Genomic DNA, 14,486 nt, shown 5'->3' with positions numbered 1-14,486 from the left:
GGTTTCACAGTGCCCAAGGGGAAGAAGAGCGCCTACCAAGACCGCCGGACGGAGGCTGGTCGAGGGATTTTCGTCACTCCGCGCGGAGCGACGCACAGTCGATGCTAGTCAGCATCGGCGAGCATTCGCCGCAGTCCGAAGGATGGGCGAGATCAGTGGCTCGCCCATGGATGGCGGGAAGACCCGACCAGCCGACCGCACGAGGTTTTGTCCGGTGCTCTCACCGCTCAGTTCTTGGCCGGAGACAAAGACCACCAGCCACCCCTCCAAGCTCTGCGAGAGGCCCTAGGCCCGGCGCATGCGCGGCGTCGTGCCCGGCACGCGCTTGCCCGACAGACCCGCCCCCGTGCGCCAGTCCGTGCCGGCGATGGAGACGACGCGGTTGCCGCGAAAATCCGTCTCGGCGGCGATATAGAAGCGCTCCGACATATAGGTCAGCAGAAAACGCCCCCGCGAGGGCGAATGGCTGCCATAGGCGCGCGCCAGTACCTCGTCGCTCGGGCAGGGCTCGCCGTCGCGCGCCGCCTTGGCGAGCAGGAGATAGACGCCCTGCATATCCTCAGGCAGTTCTTCGGAGCGGCGCACGACCTCGGCCCAGCCCTCGTCCTCGCCGCCCGAGCCGACACCAGCGCGCGCCAGCGCCAGACGACGGCGAAAACCCGCCATGTCGAGCCCGCCATCGCCCACGCGCTTCAGCCGGCAATGGGTGATGAAGTCCTGATACAGCATCTGGACGGGGCGGAAGGCGGCCTCGGGATCGGCCATCAGATCGGCGAAGATCGCATCCACCACAGCCTGCCGCTCGGCCTCGGCCACCGGATCGGGCTCGGCCACCTCTTCCTCGCGCAGGGGCGCGGGCGCGCTCGCGCGGTTGGCCGCCACACGCTCCAGAAGCTCGCGCGTCGGCAGCGGCTCGCGCCGGACGGGCGCGGGCAGGATGTCGGGCTCGTTCTCGCCCGCCGTGAAGATCAGGTCCGCCATGGCCTCGGGGCTGGCCTCGGGAAGCGCCATCAGGACCGGCCGCCCCGACCGGCCGGCGGTCTCGACCGGGCCGATGCGCACGGGGATCGGCTTGCGCGACAAGGCCGGCCCCAGCGCCACGAAATGGCCGGGCTCCAGATCGCGGAAGCGCTCGGCCTGCCGGCGGTCGAGCCCCAGAAGATCGGCCGCGCGCGCCATGTCGATGTCGAGAAAGGTGCGCCCCATCAGGAAGTTCGACGCTTCGGCGGCGACGTTCTTGGCGAGCTTGGCGAGTCGCTGGGTCGCGATCATGCCCGCCAGACCGCGCTTGCGGCCACGGCACATGAGATTGGTCATGGCGCCGAGCGAGATGCGCCGCGCCTCGTCGGCCACTTCGCCCGCCATGGAGGGCGCGAAGATCTGCGCCTCGTCCACGGCGATCAGCATGGGAAACCAATGATGCCGGTCGGCGTCGAACAGCCCGTTCAGGAAGGCGGCGGCGCAGCTCATCTGCACCTCGGCGTCGAGCCCTTCCAGATTGAGAACCACGGAGGCGCGGTGCTGGCGAATGCGCGCGGCGATGCGCCCCAGCTCGGACGGCGTGCGATCGGCATCCACCACGACATGGCCGAAGCGATCGGAGAAGGACACGAAGTCCCCCTCGGGATCGATGATCGCCTGCTGCACCCAGCCCGCGCTCTGCTCCAGAATGCGGCGAAAGAGATGCGACTTGCCGGAGCCCGAATTGCCCTGCACCAGAAGGCGGGTCGAGAGAAGCTCCTCCAGATCCATCTCCGCCGGCTCGCCCGTGGCGGTGGTTCCGAGATCGACCGCGACCTTGGTCAAAGCTAAACCTCTGCGGCAAACGGGTCAGGAGCGCGGCACGCCACGATCAGAAAAGCCCAACCCTGTCAGGATCATTTTATCTAGCGGATCGGGATGGGCTTTCAAAGCGCACCGGCGCGCTCGTCCACAATGTTTTCATGGACATGATCGAAACCGCTCCGCCCATCACCGGACGGCCTCGACGGTCGAGAGATTCAAGCCTCGAGATAGACGACCAAATATAAAAAATTCCATGCTTAAGAATTCATTGCATTCCATTATAGCTACACAAACATGCGCGCATTCACCGCACATTAATGGACCAATGCGACTATGTATTGAAGTCTTATATAAATTTAACTTCTGAGGTCGATTGTCTATGCGCATCTCCGTTAAGACAAAGCTTGCAGCAAGCTTTGGAGCTGTCCTCGTCTTGACGGGCGGCATTGGTTACTTCGGGCTTGCCAGCCTCGAGCGATCCAATCAAACGCTTGGCGACTTCGTCAATGGACCTTTCGTGCAGGTCAGCGCCGCGAAAGACTTCAAAGCCGCCTTGGCGGACATCTCGTTGAACATGCGCCAGTTGATGGACAGCAGCGACCCCGCCTTCGTGGATAAGATGAAGACGCTGTTCGACGGAAATTGGGACAAGTTGAACGAGGCGCAGCAGCGTCTGCTGGCTTCCATGCAGCCGCAGGATCGGCAGTCTTTCCAGACCGTCGAACCGGATCTGCAGAAGTTCCGCACCATCACGCAGAAGCTCTTTCCGATTTCGGGGAATGCGGATGTCGCTTTGGCCTCGAAGGCCGTCAACGCCTACCAGCCTCTTGCGGCCTCCCTCGAACGCTCCTTCGCAACGCTGCAGGCTCGTATGAAGGCCGTGAGCGCGGACGAAACGGCGCGCGAGACCCTCGATGCCGTGAAGCTGGCCGCGAAAACGGCGCAGCTTGAAGCCCTACAGACCGTCGCCCTCACCCAAGATGCGGCGATGGACGCGTCGAGCGGCGCCCTGAATGCGGCTGGCGCTGACTTCGAACGGCTGTCACGCGATCTGGCGACCGCCCTGCCCGCTTCGCTTGCGCCCGATGTGGAGGACATGCGCGCGCAATGGAGGAACCTGGCGCAGGTGCTGCGCCAGCAAGCTGATCTCGGCCTGCAGAACTGGATGCAGAAGAGCCAGGATATGACGGTGAACGAGATGGTGCCGGTCGCCGATGTCTTGTTGGCGCGCCTCGACAAGGCTGTGGAGCAGGCCAATCGGATCACGCAGGACTCCTTGGCCGAAGCCAAGACCTCTTACAGCACGACGAGCTTCTGGCTCCTTTCGATGCTGGTGGGCGCGATTCTGATCGGCGCGGCCGCCGCGACCTGGATCGCGGTCTCCATCTCGCGCGGTCTTGGTCGATCCGTCACGCTCGCCAACGCCATCGCGCAGGGCGACCTGACGCAGCGTCTCGATCCCAAGGGAACGGACGAGATCGCCGATCTCCAGCGCGCCATGGGCCAGATGGTGGAGAACCTCTCCGAGATCGCGTCCGACGTGAACAATTCCGCCGCGCAGGTGGCCGCCGGCTCGACCCAGGCCGCCGTCACGGCCGAGCAGCTTTCGGCCGGCTCCACCCAGCAGGCCGCGACCACGCAGCGCCTGTCGTCGGGGGCCAGCGAGCAGGCCGCCGCCACCGAACAGGCTTCGGCCGCCATGGAAGAGATGGCCGCCAATATTCGCCAGAACGCCGAGAACGCCACGCAGACCGAGAAGATCGCCACCATGGCGGCCACCAATGCCGCGCGCAGCGGCGAGGCCGTGCAGAAGTCGGTCGTGGCCATGCGCACCATCGCGGCGAAGATTTCCGTGGTGCAGGAAATCGCCCGCCAGACCGATCTTCTGGCCTTGAACGCGGCCATCGAGGCGGCCCGCGCCGGACAGCACGGCAAAGGGTTCGCCGTGGTCGCTTCGGAAGTGCGCAAGCTCGCCGAGCGCTCGCAGCTGGCCGCGCAGGAGATCGGCACTTTGTCCGGCGACACGCTGGGCGTTGCCGAGGAAGCGGGCACGATGCTGGGCAATCTCGTGCCCGATATCCGGCGCACGGCCGAACTCGTCGCCGAAATCTCCGCCGCCTGCCGCGAGCAGAATATCGGCGCGGAACAGATCAACCAAGCGATCACGCAGCTCGACCAGGTGACGCAGCAGACGGTCGCGGCCGTGACGCAGCTCGACGAGGTGACGCAGGCTTCCAGCGGCGCGGCCAACGAAATGTCCGTGACGGCCGAGCAGCTGTCGGGCGAGGCGCGCCGACTGGCCGAGCGGGCCAGTTTCTTCCGCATCGCCGCGCACCCGGCCGCGCCCCGCGCCGACCAACCCGCCATCCAGCCGCGCGCCAAGGCTCCGGCTCGCGCCAAGGCCAATGTGCGGGAGCTTCAGGCCATGGCGCAGGGCTTCACCTCGCCCGCCACGGTCAAGGCCGCTCCCGCCGCCGCCCCCCAGGCTCCGACGAAGGAAGGCTTCAACCTCGAACTCGACTCCAGCTTCGAGCGGATGAGCGGCTGACACTCAGCCTCGCGCGGCCAGACGAGCGGAACACGAAACGCGGCGGGCGAGCGATCGTCCGCCGCGTTTCGTTGGGGGACGCCTCTCAGCCGAGGGCGATTTCCGGAACCTCGGCCTTCACGCGCCCCATATCCTCCTCGAAAGCCAGCGTTTCGCGGCGTTGCGCCTCGGGGTCCGGCAGGCGCAGGATATAGGCGGGGTGGACGGTGACGAGCAGTTTCGTCGCGCCATCGGGCAGGTCGATGAGGCGCGAGCGCGTGTCGCGGATCGTCACGCTATGGCCGAGCACGGAGGCCGCCGCGGTCGCGCCGAGCGCCACGATCAGCCGGGGGCGGATCAGCTCGCGCTCCTGCTCCAGCCACCAGCGGCAGACCTTGATCTCACCCATGTTCGGTTTGGCGTGGATGCGCCGCTTGCCGCGCGGCTCGAACTTGAAATGCTTCACGGCATTGGTGACGTAGGCTTGGGCCCGGTCGATGCCGGCAGCGGCCAGCGCGGCGTCGAAGACCTTGCCGGCCGGGCCGATGAAGGGCTCGCCCGCCAGATCCTCCTGATCGCCCGGCTGTTCGCCGACGAAGATGACGGGCGCATCGGCCGGCCCCATGCCGAAAACGGTTTGCGTCGCGGGCTCCCAGAGCGGGCAGGCCTTGCAATGGCGCGCCTGTTCGCGCGCTTCGTCCAGATCCTCCGGCGGCTTGTTGAAGCCGTTGAAGGCGGGCACCTTCGCTGTTCTTGCCATCTCGCCACGCTCCATCGCTCTCTCGTGACGCAAACTCGGCAGGGTCGGCGCGGTTTCGATCATGCGGCGCGATGCCTCTTCCGCGCCCCGGATCAAGGGTTCGATCAAGACGGCCTCGGGCAGGTTGTGCCAGTATTTCTTCGGCATCTCGGCCTGCATCGCCTTCACCTTCAGCCGCGCGGGGTTGAAGATCGAGCGGTAATAGGTGAGCCAGAGCGCCTCCACCGCATCCTCGGCCGGCTTCTGCGAGGGGTCCGCGCCGGGCGCGAAGGTCATTTCCGCGCCATCCCAATGCACCGAGCGCTGGGGTGTCAGGATGGTCCAGATCATGCCGGGGAAGCGGCGCATGAAGAAGGGCGCGGTCAGTTCCACCACATGATGGAAGGGCTCGAACCAGGCAATATAGACAGGCCTCCCCTCTTCGGTTCCGACCTCGCGAAAGCGCAGGAAGGCCTTCATCTTGTGGCTGTCGCGGCGCACGGCCTTTTCCATCTCGTGCGCGCGGGCGATGTCGGGGTCGGCAGCGATCTCCAGAAGCCCCTTCTCGCGTTGCAGACGCCAGAGCAGGCGATAGGCGAATGCGAAGCGCTCCGGGTCGGCATGGCAGACGAGCTTCACTGCCAGATCGGGGAAGCTGCGGGGCACGGAGAAACCCGGCGCATCGGCGGGCGCGTCGGGCAAGGGCTCGGCGAAAAGGCCGGCCGGCCCCTCGCCCACCGTGAAGCTCAACTCTTCGGGCGGGACATTCAGCGCCAGGGCGCGGCGGGCGGCTTCGCGCCAGCCATCGAAATCGGCGGGGTGGTCGAGCCGAACCTCGTACATCGCGTCCATCCTCCCGAGAGCATGAAGCAAAAGCCCGCACTCGGCGCGCCGGTTCCCTCGCGCGGCTGCAAGCCTTCCGCATCCGTTTCGCTGAGGCTTGGCCTAAACGCAAAACGGGACGGCTCTATGGGCCGCCCCGTTTGAAATCTCATGGCTCGAAAGAACTCGACGCTTCGCCGCCAGGGCCGCGCAGTCCGGCCTCCGGCGAGCGCGTCGGGCGGCGCGCGGCCTCAGTTGGCCGAAGGCTTGCCGTCCTTGTCGTCGTCTTCGTCTTCTTCGTCTTCCTCATCCTCGTCCCCTTCTTCGCCGAAGGGGAAGGACTCGACCATCTGCTCGACGTCCTCATAGATTTCGTCGAGGAATTCCATGGCGGCGTCGGCGTCGTCGGTGCCCTGCGTTACCAGCATCGCGAGCTGGATCTTCAGGATGCCGGCCACATCGTCCAGTTCCATCCCCTGAAAGATCGCGGCGATCTTTTCGGAGATTTCGTCGGTCTTGGCTTCGGTCAGCATGGTCGCGTCTCCTTGGGTTCGCTGGAGAGAAGAAAGCTGCGGACGGCCGGATGTTCCGGGGTTCGTACCATCAGGCGCTCTTCAGGCGGTCGGGGCTCCGCTCGCCTGACGCGCCCTCTAGCAGAAAGCGCGGATGCGCACCGGCCTTTTTGTAGCACCATCAACGGCAAACTGCGCGAGGTCTGCGAGACCGCGCCTATTTCGACGATCGCGACGCAGGCCGGCGCATGCCTCGGGTGGCTGGCTTGCCCGCCGCGCGGGGCTCGGCGGTCTCGGGTTTGGCCTTGGCGCTCGGAACCTCAGCCTTCGGCTTGCCCGATTTTGGCGCGGCAATCGCGGGCTTTTCAGTCGGATCAGTGGCAGACGCCTCTGCCCCGTCGCCCGGCGACAGCGCACGATAGACCGTCATGCGCGAGACCTTCAGCGCGCGGGCGATCTCGGTCACGCCCATGCCGGTGGCGCGGCGGCGGCGGATTTCCTCGTTGGGCGCGGTACGCGGGCGGCCCTTGTAGACGCCGCGCCCCTTGGCCGCCTCAATGCCCGCCCGCTGGCGCTCCAGAATGAAGCGATGCTCCATCTCGGCCACCATGCCGAGCACGGTGACCACCAGCCGGCCGAGATCGCCGCTCGTGGTGAGTTCGGGGTCGAGCACGCGCAGGGACGCGCCGGCCTGGTCGAGATCGTGGACGATGTTGAGCACGTCCCGCGTCGATCGGCCCAGCCGGTCGAGACGCACCACGACCAGCTCATCGCCCTCGCGCAGGAACTGGAGGATCGTTTCCAGCTCGTCGCGCCCGGTTCGGGATTTGCCGGACTGCTTTTCCGACCGGATGATCATGCAGCCGGCCGCCTTCAGCCGCTCGACCTGAAGCGTCAGGTCCTGATCGGCGGTGCTGACACGGGCATATCCGATTCGAGCCATGAGGGTCCGTCGCGCTGGGTTGGCTTCGATGTGGGCCCGGTCCGCCGCCATCGTCAAGCCGCGCATGGCCGCGCCTTCCAAACGCGAAAAGGCCGGGCGGAAAGTCCGCCCGGCCCGGTACGCTCACCCGAAGGCGGGATCAGTAGACGTAGCGGTTCACCACGCCTTCGAGATATTCCTGGCGGCCCGAACGGGGCTGCGGCTGAAGGCCGAGGCCGCGCTCGGCCACCGCCTCGAAGCTCGACTGCCCGGCGAGGATCGCTTGGTTCTCGGCCTTGTCCCAGCCGGCATAGCGATCCGCCAGCGGCTTCTCCAGCGCGCCGTCGGTGAGCATCCGCTCGGCCGACAGAAGCGCGCGGGCGCAGGCGTCCATCGAGGCGACATGCGCGATCACGAGATCCTGCGGGTCGATCGACTGGCGGCGGATCTTGGCGTCGAAGTTGAGGCCGCCCGTCGAGAAGCCGCCATGCTTCAGCATCTCATGGAAGACGAGCGTCATTTCCTTGACGTCCATCGCGAACTGGTCGGTATCCCAGCCCAGGAGATCGTCGCCGCGATTGATGTCGAGCGAGCCGAACAGATCGTTGGCATAGGCGAGCTTCACTTCGTGGTCGAAGGAATGGCCGGCCAGGATCGCGTGGTTCTGCTCCAGATTGAGCTTCACGTCCTTCACGAGATCGTACTTCTGAAGGAAGCCGAACACGGTCGCCGTGTCGAAATCGTACTGGTGCTTCGAGGGCTCCTTGGGCTTGGGCTCGATCAGGATCGGGCCCTTGAAGCCGATCTTGTGCTTGTACTCGACCAGCATGGAGAGGAAGCGGCCGAGCTGGTCCAACTCGCGCTTCATGTCGGTGTTGAGGAGCGTCTCGTAGCCTTCGCGCCCGCCCCAGCAGACATAGTTCTCGCCGCCCAGACGATGCGTGACGTCGATCGCCGCCTTCACCTGACCGCAGGCATAGGCGAAGACATCCGGGTCGGGGTTCGTCGCCGCGCCCGCCATGTAGCGGCGGTTCGAGAAGAGGTTCGCCGTGCCCCAGAGAAGGCGCGTGCGATGCGTCTTCATCTTCTCTTCGAAGATGTCGGCGATCTCGTTGAGATTCTTGATGGACTCGGCCAGCGTCTCGCCCTCGGGCGCCACGTCCACGTCATGGAAGGAGAAGAAGGGCGCGTCGAGAATGCGGAACAGCTCGAAGGCGACCTCGGCCTTTTCCTTGGCTTTGGCCAGCGGATCGCCGCCCTGGCGCATCCAGGGGCGGTTGAAGGTCTCGCCGCCGAACGGATCGCCGCCCGGCCAGGTGAAGGAGTGCCAGTAGCAGATCGCGAAGCGGAGCTGGTCTTCCATGGACCGGCCCATCACCTGACGGTTCTTGTCGTAGAAGCGGAAGGCCAGAGGATTGGTGCTCCCCTCCCCTTCGAAACGCACGCTGGAATCAAGCCCGAAGAAACCGTTGCCCTGGGTCATGGCGGTCCTCACCTCCGGCGTCGGCAAAAGGCCGCGCCCCATGGCTGAGCTACGTACCTCAGTTCTGGGCGCGAGCGCAATCGCTTTGGGTGGGTCAGGGCAGATTGTCCTTGAGCAGGATTTCGATGCGGATGCGCTCCTGCGCCTCGTCCAGCCTCGTGCCGGTCAAGGCCGCCGAGAGCGCGCGCAGCGCCGAGCGCGCCTCGTGGCCGGGGTCCTGCACGATCAAGGCGTCGATCGCGTCGCTTTCGATCAAGGGGCGGGTTTCGGCCGTCAGCTCATGGGCAATCACGAGCGGGCGCAGGTCGAAGTCCGACAGGGCCGCGACCAGCCCCGCATTGCCCGCCCCGGCGCTATAGACGGCGGCGGGCGGGGGCGAGCGGCCCAAGAAGCGGCGCATGGCGGCGTGCACCGCGTCGGGGTCGTCCTGCCCTTCCAGGACGGCCGAAAGGGTCAGTGCGGGAAAGCGGGCGGCGAGCGTTTCCTGAAACCCGTCCAGCCGGTCGTGATGATCCCGCAGCGCACGCGAGCCGAGTAGAACGGCGACCGAGCGCGGCTCCGGCCCCGCGAAGCGCCCGGTGAGCGCGGCGGCGACGCGGCCGGCGGCGCGATTGTCGATGCCGACATAGCGCGCGCGGCTGGAACCCGGCACGTCGGAAACGAGCGTGACGACCGGCACGCCGCGCGCCGTGGCCGCGTCGATGGCCTCCCCCACGGCCGGATCGTCGAGGCCGACGGCGAGGATCGCGTCATGGCTTTGGCTGGCGCGGGCGATCTCGCCGGCAAAGCCATGGGCGTCGAACGTATCGACATCGGCCGGCTCCAGCGCCAGCGCGCGGTTGGCGGGCCGGCGCGCGGCGCGCTCCAACTCCTCCCGGAGGCAGCGGATGAACGGATTGCCGCCGCGCGGCAGAAGCGCCGCCACGCGAAAGCGCGCCCGCCGCGCCAGGGCAGCCGCGCCCGGATGGCGCTCGAAACGCAGCGCCGCCATGGCCGCCTCGACCTTCTCGACGGTGGCGAGGCGCACGCCCGGCCGGCGATTGAGAACACGGTCGGCCGTGGCGAGGCTGACGCCGGCGGCACGCGCCACATCGCTCAAGGTCGGCGCGCCCTGCCGACTCGCTTCCTCGTCGCGGGCCGGATCGCCCACGGCCTCCCCCTCGCTCATCTGCGCCCCCGCATCGTCCCCGATGCGCCTCAATATGCACGGGCGAGCGTGAAAGTCGCCGGGTTTCGCGCGTCTGCGTTCGCTGCCGCGCGCCGAGGGCGTGATCGTCAGGCTCAGCCGACAAAGCCGCGAGTTGGCCCTGCTCCGCGTGGCCTCGCGTTAGGAAGCCGAGGTTCCAAAGCGGCGGAGAGCATGATCGCGCGAGGGCAAGATCGAGGTTGGAGAGCGAGCATGGGCTCGCCCGCCCGAAATACTCGGCGGCAGTCGGACGCCTTCGAGAGAGGTGCCTTGGACGGCGCTGCTCCCCAAAACGTCTCCCGGCTAAGAAGCGGCGTCTGGACGAGATAGTTAGGCTGACATACTAAGTGCGCTGGATCACGTCGAGGCGTATCGTCTCGGCGCGGCATCGCATCAGAGTGCCCGCTTATGTCTCTTGCCCGAAGCGTCCTGCCCTCATGGCCCGGAACGCCTCGCCCCGCGCCGCTTCCCTGGTTGAGTTCCGCCTGCCTGATCGGCCTTCTGTCCCCGCTTCTGGGCCGCGGTCTTCTGGCGCTATCCTCGTCCCTCTTCGCCGAGAACGGCGCGATCGAAAGCGCGCAAGCCTGGCTTCTCGTGGCGGCGGCGGGCGTATTTCTGATAGCTTATCGGCGCGCGGGCGATGCGCGGGCGTTGTTCTGCGTCTCCATGGCCGCGCTCTCGCTTCTGGCCTTGCAGCGGGAAATTCCGGCCTGCGAAAGCGCCTTCTACGACAGCGGCCTGTGCCTGCACCGCACGATGAAGCTCCCCTTCGCGGGCGCGGTCTTCCTGGGCGCTGGCATGCTTGCCCTCCTCAAGCAACCGCGCTGGCGCAGCTTCCTCGACTGGCGCAATCTCGCCTGGGTCTGGCCGGTCGGCATCGCCGCGCTGCTTCTGGGTCTGGCCGAAGCCGCCGAGCATTGGATGCATCAGGAGATGGAGGAGACGATGGAGTTCGGCGCCTATGCCTATCTCCTGAGCTTCGGTCTCTGGACCGCCCGCGCGCCGTCGGCCGACGCGCGGGGCTGAGGCCGTTTACCGCTCCAGAAAGGCGCGGTTCATGCTGTCCTGCACCGGCTTCACGAGATAGTTCAGGAAGGTGCGGTGCGAGGTCTCGATGAAGATGTCGGCCGGCATCCCCGGACTGATGCGCAGGCCCGGCACGCGCTCCACCTCGTGCTCGGCCAAGGTGACGCGCACGACATAGACATCGCCCGCCCGGCCCGGCCGGGGGTCGGGCACCGTGTCGGCCGAAACATAGGTGACGAGGCCGCGCATCTGGGGCGTCGTGCGCTGGTTGAAGCTGGTGAGGCGCACGCCCGCCGGCTGGCCCGCGCGCACGCCATTGATGTCGGTCGGATTCACCAGCGTCTCGATCATCAACTTCTCGTCGCGCGGCAGGATTTCGGCGATCTGCCGCCCGCTTTCCACGACGCCGCCGGCCGTATGATAGTTGAGCTTGACGAGCGTGCCGGAGACGGGCGCGCGAACCTCCGTGCGGCCGAGCACGCTGCGGGCGGCCAGAAGCTGCTCGCGCATGTCGTCCATATCGGCCTCGACGCTCTGAAGCTCCTGCGTCGCGCCCTGCTGATATTCCTGGCGCGCCTGCGCGATCTGCCCGTCGAGCCGGGCGATCTGCGAGCGCATGTCCCCCAGCTCGCCTTCGATACGCCCGAGCGCGCCTTCGGCCTCGGCGGCCGCGCGCTCCACCGTGAAGAGATCGGAGCGGCGATAGAGCCCCTGCTTGAAGAGAATGGTCTTGGCGGCGAGTTCCTGCCGGATCAGCCCGCTTTGTCGCTCCACCGCCTGGCGCTGGGCCTGCGAGCCCTCCATGCGCCGGCGCAGGGAATCCTGATTGCGCGAGAGCACGGCGACCTGCCCCTCCAGCGCCCGGCGCGCGGCGGCGAAGACGTTTCGCTGCCCCTCGAAAATGCGGTCGGCCTCCTTGCGGTCTTCCTCGTCTACCTCGATCGTGCCGAAGTCGAGCGTCTCGCGGCCCGAGATCATGGCCTGAAGCCGGCTGGCGCGCGCCTCGTAGCTGGCGAGGCGCAGGAGGAGCCGTCGCACATTGGTGCGTGCAGCCGTCTCGTCCAGAAGAACAAGCGGCTGGCCCTTTTCCACCCGGTCGCCCTCCTGCACCAGAATGGCGCGGATGATGCCGCCCTCGAAATGCTGCACCTGCTTGTTCTTGCCGGTGGCGACGAAGGTGCCGTGCGAGACCACGGCGGCGGCGAGCGGGGCCGTGCTCGCCCAGGTACCGAAACCGCCAAAGATCACCACGGACAGGCAGAGCCCGCCCACCACCATGCCCCGGATGGAGCGGGGCACGCCGACATACCATTCCTCGATCGCCTCGCCCGAATGCATCGCGCCGTGACGGGAGCTCATGGGACTCTCCTCTGCACGGGAACGTTGCTTTCACCGGCCGTCTGACCGGAGATCATCGCCAGGATCTGGTTGCGTTCGCCGATGGCCGAGATCGCGCCCTTGTCCATGACCATGATGCGATCGACGCAGCGCAGGAGCGAATGGCGCTGCGTGATGGCGACGACGGTGGTGCCATTGGCCTTCGCCCGCGTCATGGCGAGCGCCAGCGCCTTTTCGCCGTCCGTGTCGAGATTGGAATTGGGCTCGTCCAGCACCACGAGGCGCGGGTTGCCGAAAAAGGCGCGCGCCAAGCCGATGCGCTGCTTCTGCCCGCCCGAGAGCGGCGCGCCATCGGCGGCGATCACCGTCTCGTAGCCCTGCGGAAAGGAGGCGACGAGTTCGTGAATGTCGGCCAGCATGGCCGCCTCGAACACGTCTTCGTCGAGCGCGTCCTCGCGCATCCGCGCGATATTGACCTTGATAGAGGCGGGGAAGAGCTGCACGTCCTGCGGGAGATAGCCGATGCTCTCGCCGAGCTGGCGCGGGTCCCAGTTCTTGAGGTCCATCAGATCGAGCCGGACATTGCCGGCCGTCGGCATGATGGAGCCGACCAGCATCCGCCCGATCGTGGATTTGCCCGCGCCGGACGAGCCGATGATGCCGAGCGCCTCGCCGGGCTTCAGCGAGAAGGAAATGCCGTTGAGGATGACCTTCTTGTTGGGCGGCGGCACATAGAGCACGCGGTCCACGTCGAGCCGCCCCTGCGGCCGGGGCAGGCGCAGGCGCTCCACATTGAGCGGCGAATTGAGGAGAAGCTGCGAGATGCGCCCATAGGCGGCGCGGGACTGGATATAGGAGCGCCAGCCCTCGATCGTGCCTTCCACCGGGGCCAGCGCGCGGCTGGCGATGATGGAGGAGGCGATCACCATGCCGCCCGTCAGCTGGCCTTCGAGCGAGAGATAGGCGCCCCAGCCGAGCATCCCGACCTGCGCGAAGAGGCGCAGGGCCTTGGAAATGGAGGAGAAGAAGACGTTGCGATCCTGCGCGGCCACCTGGCTGCGAAGCGAGGCGGCATTGTCCTTGCCCCAAAGGCGCACGGCCTCGGGGATCATGCCGAGCGCGTTGATGATCTGCGCGTTGCGCGACAGCGCGTCGAGCGTCAGATTCGAGCGCGCATTGTGGCCGTTGGCCTCGGCGAAGTGAATCGCCGTCGCGCGCTTGTTGAAGAAGGCGACGGTAAGAAGCACCACGACCGAGGTGACGACGATGGCGCCCAGATGCGGGTGCACCAGCCAGACCGCGACGATGAAAAGCGGGGCGAGCGGCGCGTCCAGCATGGCCAAGAGCGTCGAGCCCGTCAGAAAGGCGCGGATATGCTGGAGGTCGGCCAGGATCTGATAGTCCTTACCCGAGCCCGACAGGGCCGAGCGCGAAGCCGCCGAAAGAATGGGCGAGCCGAGCCGCGTTTCGACCTCGACCGCCGTGCGCATCAGGATGGAGCGGCGGATGAGATCGAGCGCCACCTGCCCGATAATGGCCCCGACCACGATCAGCGTCAGCATGACCAGCGTGTCGAGCGAGCGGGAGGTGAGCACGCGGTCCGAGATCTGGAAGAGGTAGATCGGCACCGCCAGCACGAGAACGTTGATGAGAATGGTGAAGGCGAAAATCCAGGCGAGGTTTCGCCGCACGCGGGCCTTGGTCTGCTCCAGCGCGACGCGGAAATTCACCTGCGGGCTCTTGCGGGTGATCTGCGAGCCCGCGTCGTTGGCCGCCGCGCGCCCTTCCGGCAGAAGCGGGCCGCCCGCCTCGCCCTCAATCACAGTGCCGCGCAGCGAGGGAGCGACGCGGCCGGGCTCGTTGGCGACGCTCGCCTGAGGCGCGGGGGCGGCTTGCGCCATGGCAGGTTGCGGCATGGGGGCTTGAGGGATCGGGGCGGCTTGTGGAGCCGCGCGTTCGGGAATTTGCATCTCGATCGAAGGCGCGGCGGCGGGCGCGCGGGGCGGCGGCTCGGCCGGCCGGAGGGCCATGGCAGGCGCGGTCGCCGTCATGGGCTCGGGTGCTGATGGTGCAGGGGCTGCTGTCGCAGGGGCTGCCGCCCCCTCCCCTTCGGCCCGCAGGGCGCTGACGGCCGCCTGCATGGAGG

At 67.1% G+C, this 14,486-nt stretch carries 10 protein-coding genes; 2 read left to right on the top strand and 8 right to left on the bottom strand.

What is annotated here, in order from left to right:
* Nucleotides 1-285: 285 nt before the first annotated feature.
* On the bottom strand, nt 286-1,806 hold the full coding sequence (locus tag NS365_RS09035) for an ATP-binding protein (RefSeq protein WP_082684517.1): 1,521 nt from the start codon (nt 1,804-1,806) through the stop codon (nt 286-288).
* Between the two features lie 358 nt (nt 1,807-2,164).
* Between NS365_RS09035 and NS365_RS09030 the strand changes: the two genes are divergently transcribed.
* Nucleotides 2,165-4,333, top strand: coding sequence for a HAMP domain-containing methyl-accepting chemotaxis protein (locus tag NS365_RS09030; RefSeq protein ID WP_193753419.1), 2,169 nt, complete (start codon nt 2,165-2,167; stop codon nt 4,331-4,333).
* A gap of 85 nt (nt 4,334-4,418) precedes the next feature.
* Here NS365_RS09030 and NS365_RS09025 read toward each other — a convergent pair whose 3' ends face one another.
* From NS365_RS09025 to NS365_RS09005, 5 genes are all read right to left on the bottom strand, one after another.
* Nucleotides 4,419-5,894, bottom strand: a complete 1,476-nt coding sequence (locus NS365_RS09025; protein ID WP_058599956.1) for a UdgX family uracil-DNA binding protein — start codon at nt 5,892-5,894, stop codon at nt 4,419-4,421.
* 230 nt (nt 5,895-6,124) lie between these two features.
* Complete coding sequence (locus NS365_RS24480; protein ID WP_058599955.1) at nt 6,125-6,406, bottom strand: hypothetical protein; 282 nt, start codon at nt 6,404-6,406, stop codon at nt 6,125-6,127.
* Nucleotides 6,407-6,602: 196 nt separating this feature from the next.
* A complete protein-coding gene (locus tag NS365_RS09015; RefSeq protein ID WP_082684525.1) occupies nt 6,603-7,328 on the bottom strand; it encodes a recombinase family protein in 726 nt (241 codons plus the stop codon).
* A 139-nt stretch (nt 7,329-7,467) separates the two neighbouring features.
* A complete protein-coding gene (gene xylA, locus NS365_RS09010; RefSeq protein ID WP_058599954.1) occupies nt 7,468-8,790 on the bottom strand; it encodes a xylose isomerase in 1,323 nt (440 codons plus the stop codon).
* Between the two features lie 94 nt (nt 8,791-8,884).
* Entirely contained in the window at nt 8,885-9,958 is a 1,074-nt protein-coding gene (locus NS365_RS09005) for a LacI family DNA-binding transcriptional regulator (RefSeq protein ID WP_058599953.1), read from the bottom strand.
* Nucleotides 9,959-10,450: 492 nt separating this feature from the next.
* Here NS365_RS09005 and NS365_RS09000 point away from each other — a divergent pair, with 492 nt between their 5' ends.
* On the top strand, nt 10,451-11,002 hold the full coding sequence (locus NS365_RS09000) for a hypothetical protein (protein ID WP_058599952.1): 552 nt from the start codon (nt 10,451-10,453) through the stop codon (nt 11,000-11,002).
* Nucleotides 11,003-11,008: 6 nt separating this feature from the next.
* Here the strand turns inward: NS365_RS09000 and NS365_RS08995 are convergent, their stop codons facing one another.
* A complete protein-coding gene (locus NS365_RS08995; protein WP_058599951.1) occupies nt 11,009-12,361 on the bottom strand; it encodes an HlyD family type I secretion periplasmic adaptor subunit in 1,353 nt (450 codons plus the stop codon).
* The gene (locus tag NS365_RS08990; RefSeq protein ID WP_058600074.1) at nt 12,358-14,241 is read right to left on the bottom strand and encodes a type I secretion system permease/ATPase; all 1,884 of its coding nucleotides are present in this window, start codon (nt 14,239-14,241) and stop codon (nt 12,358-12,360) included. Before NS365_RS08990 ends, NS365_RS08995 begins: the two co-directional genes overlap by 4 nt.
* Nucleotides 14,242-14,486 lie beyond the last annotated feature (245 nt).

The sequence above is a fragment of the Aureimonas ureilytica genome (assembly GCF_001475935.1).
GTDB classification, from domain to species: domain Bacteria; phylum Pseudomonadota; class Alphaproteobacteria; order Rhizobiales; family Rhizobiaceae; genus Aureimonas; species Aureimonas ureilytica_A.
The sequence above is the reverse complement of the archived record's forward strand: the minus strand, read 5'-3'. Positions and strand labels throughout refer to the sequence as shown.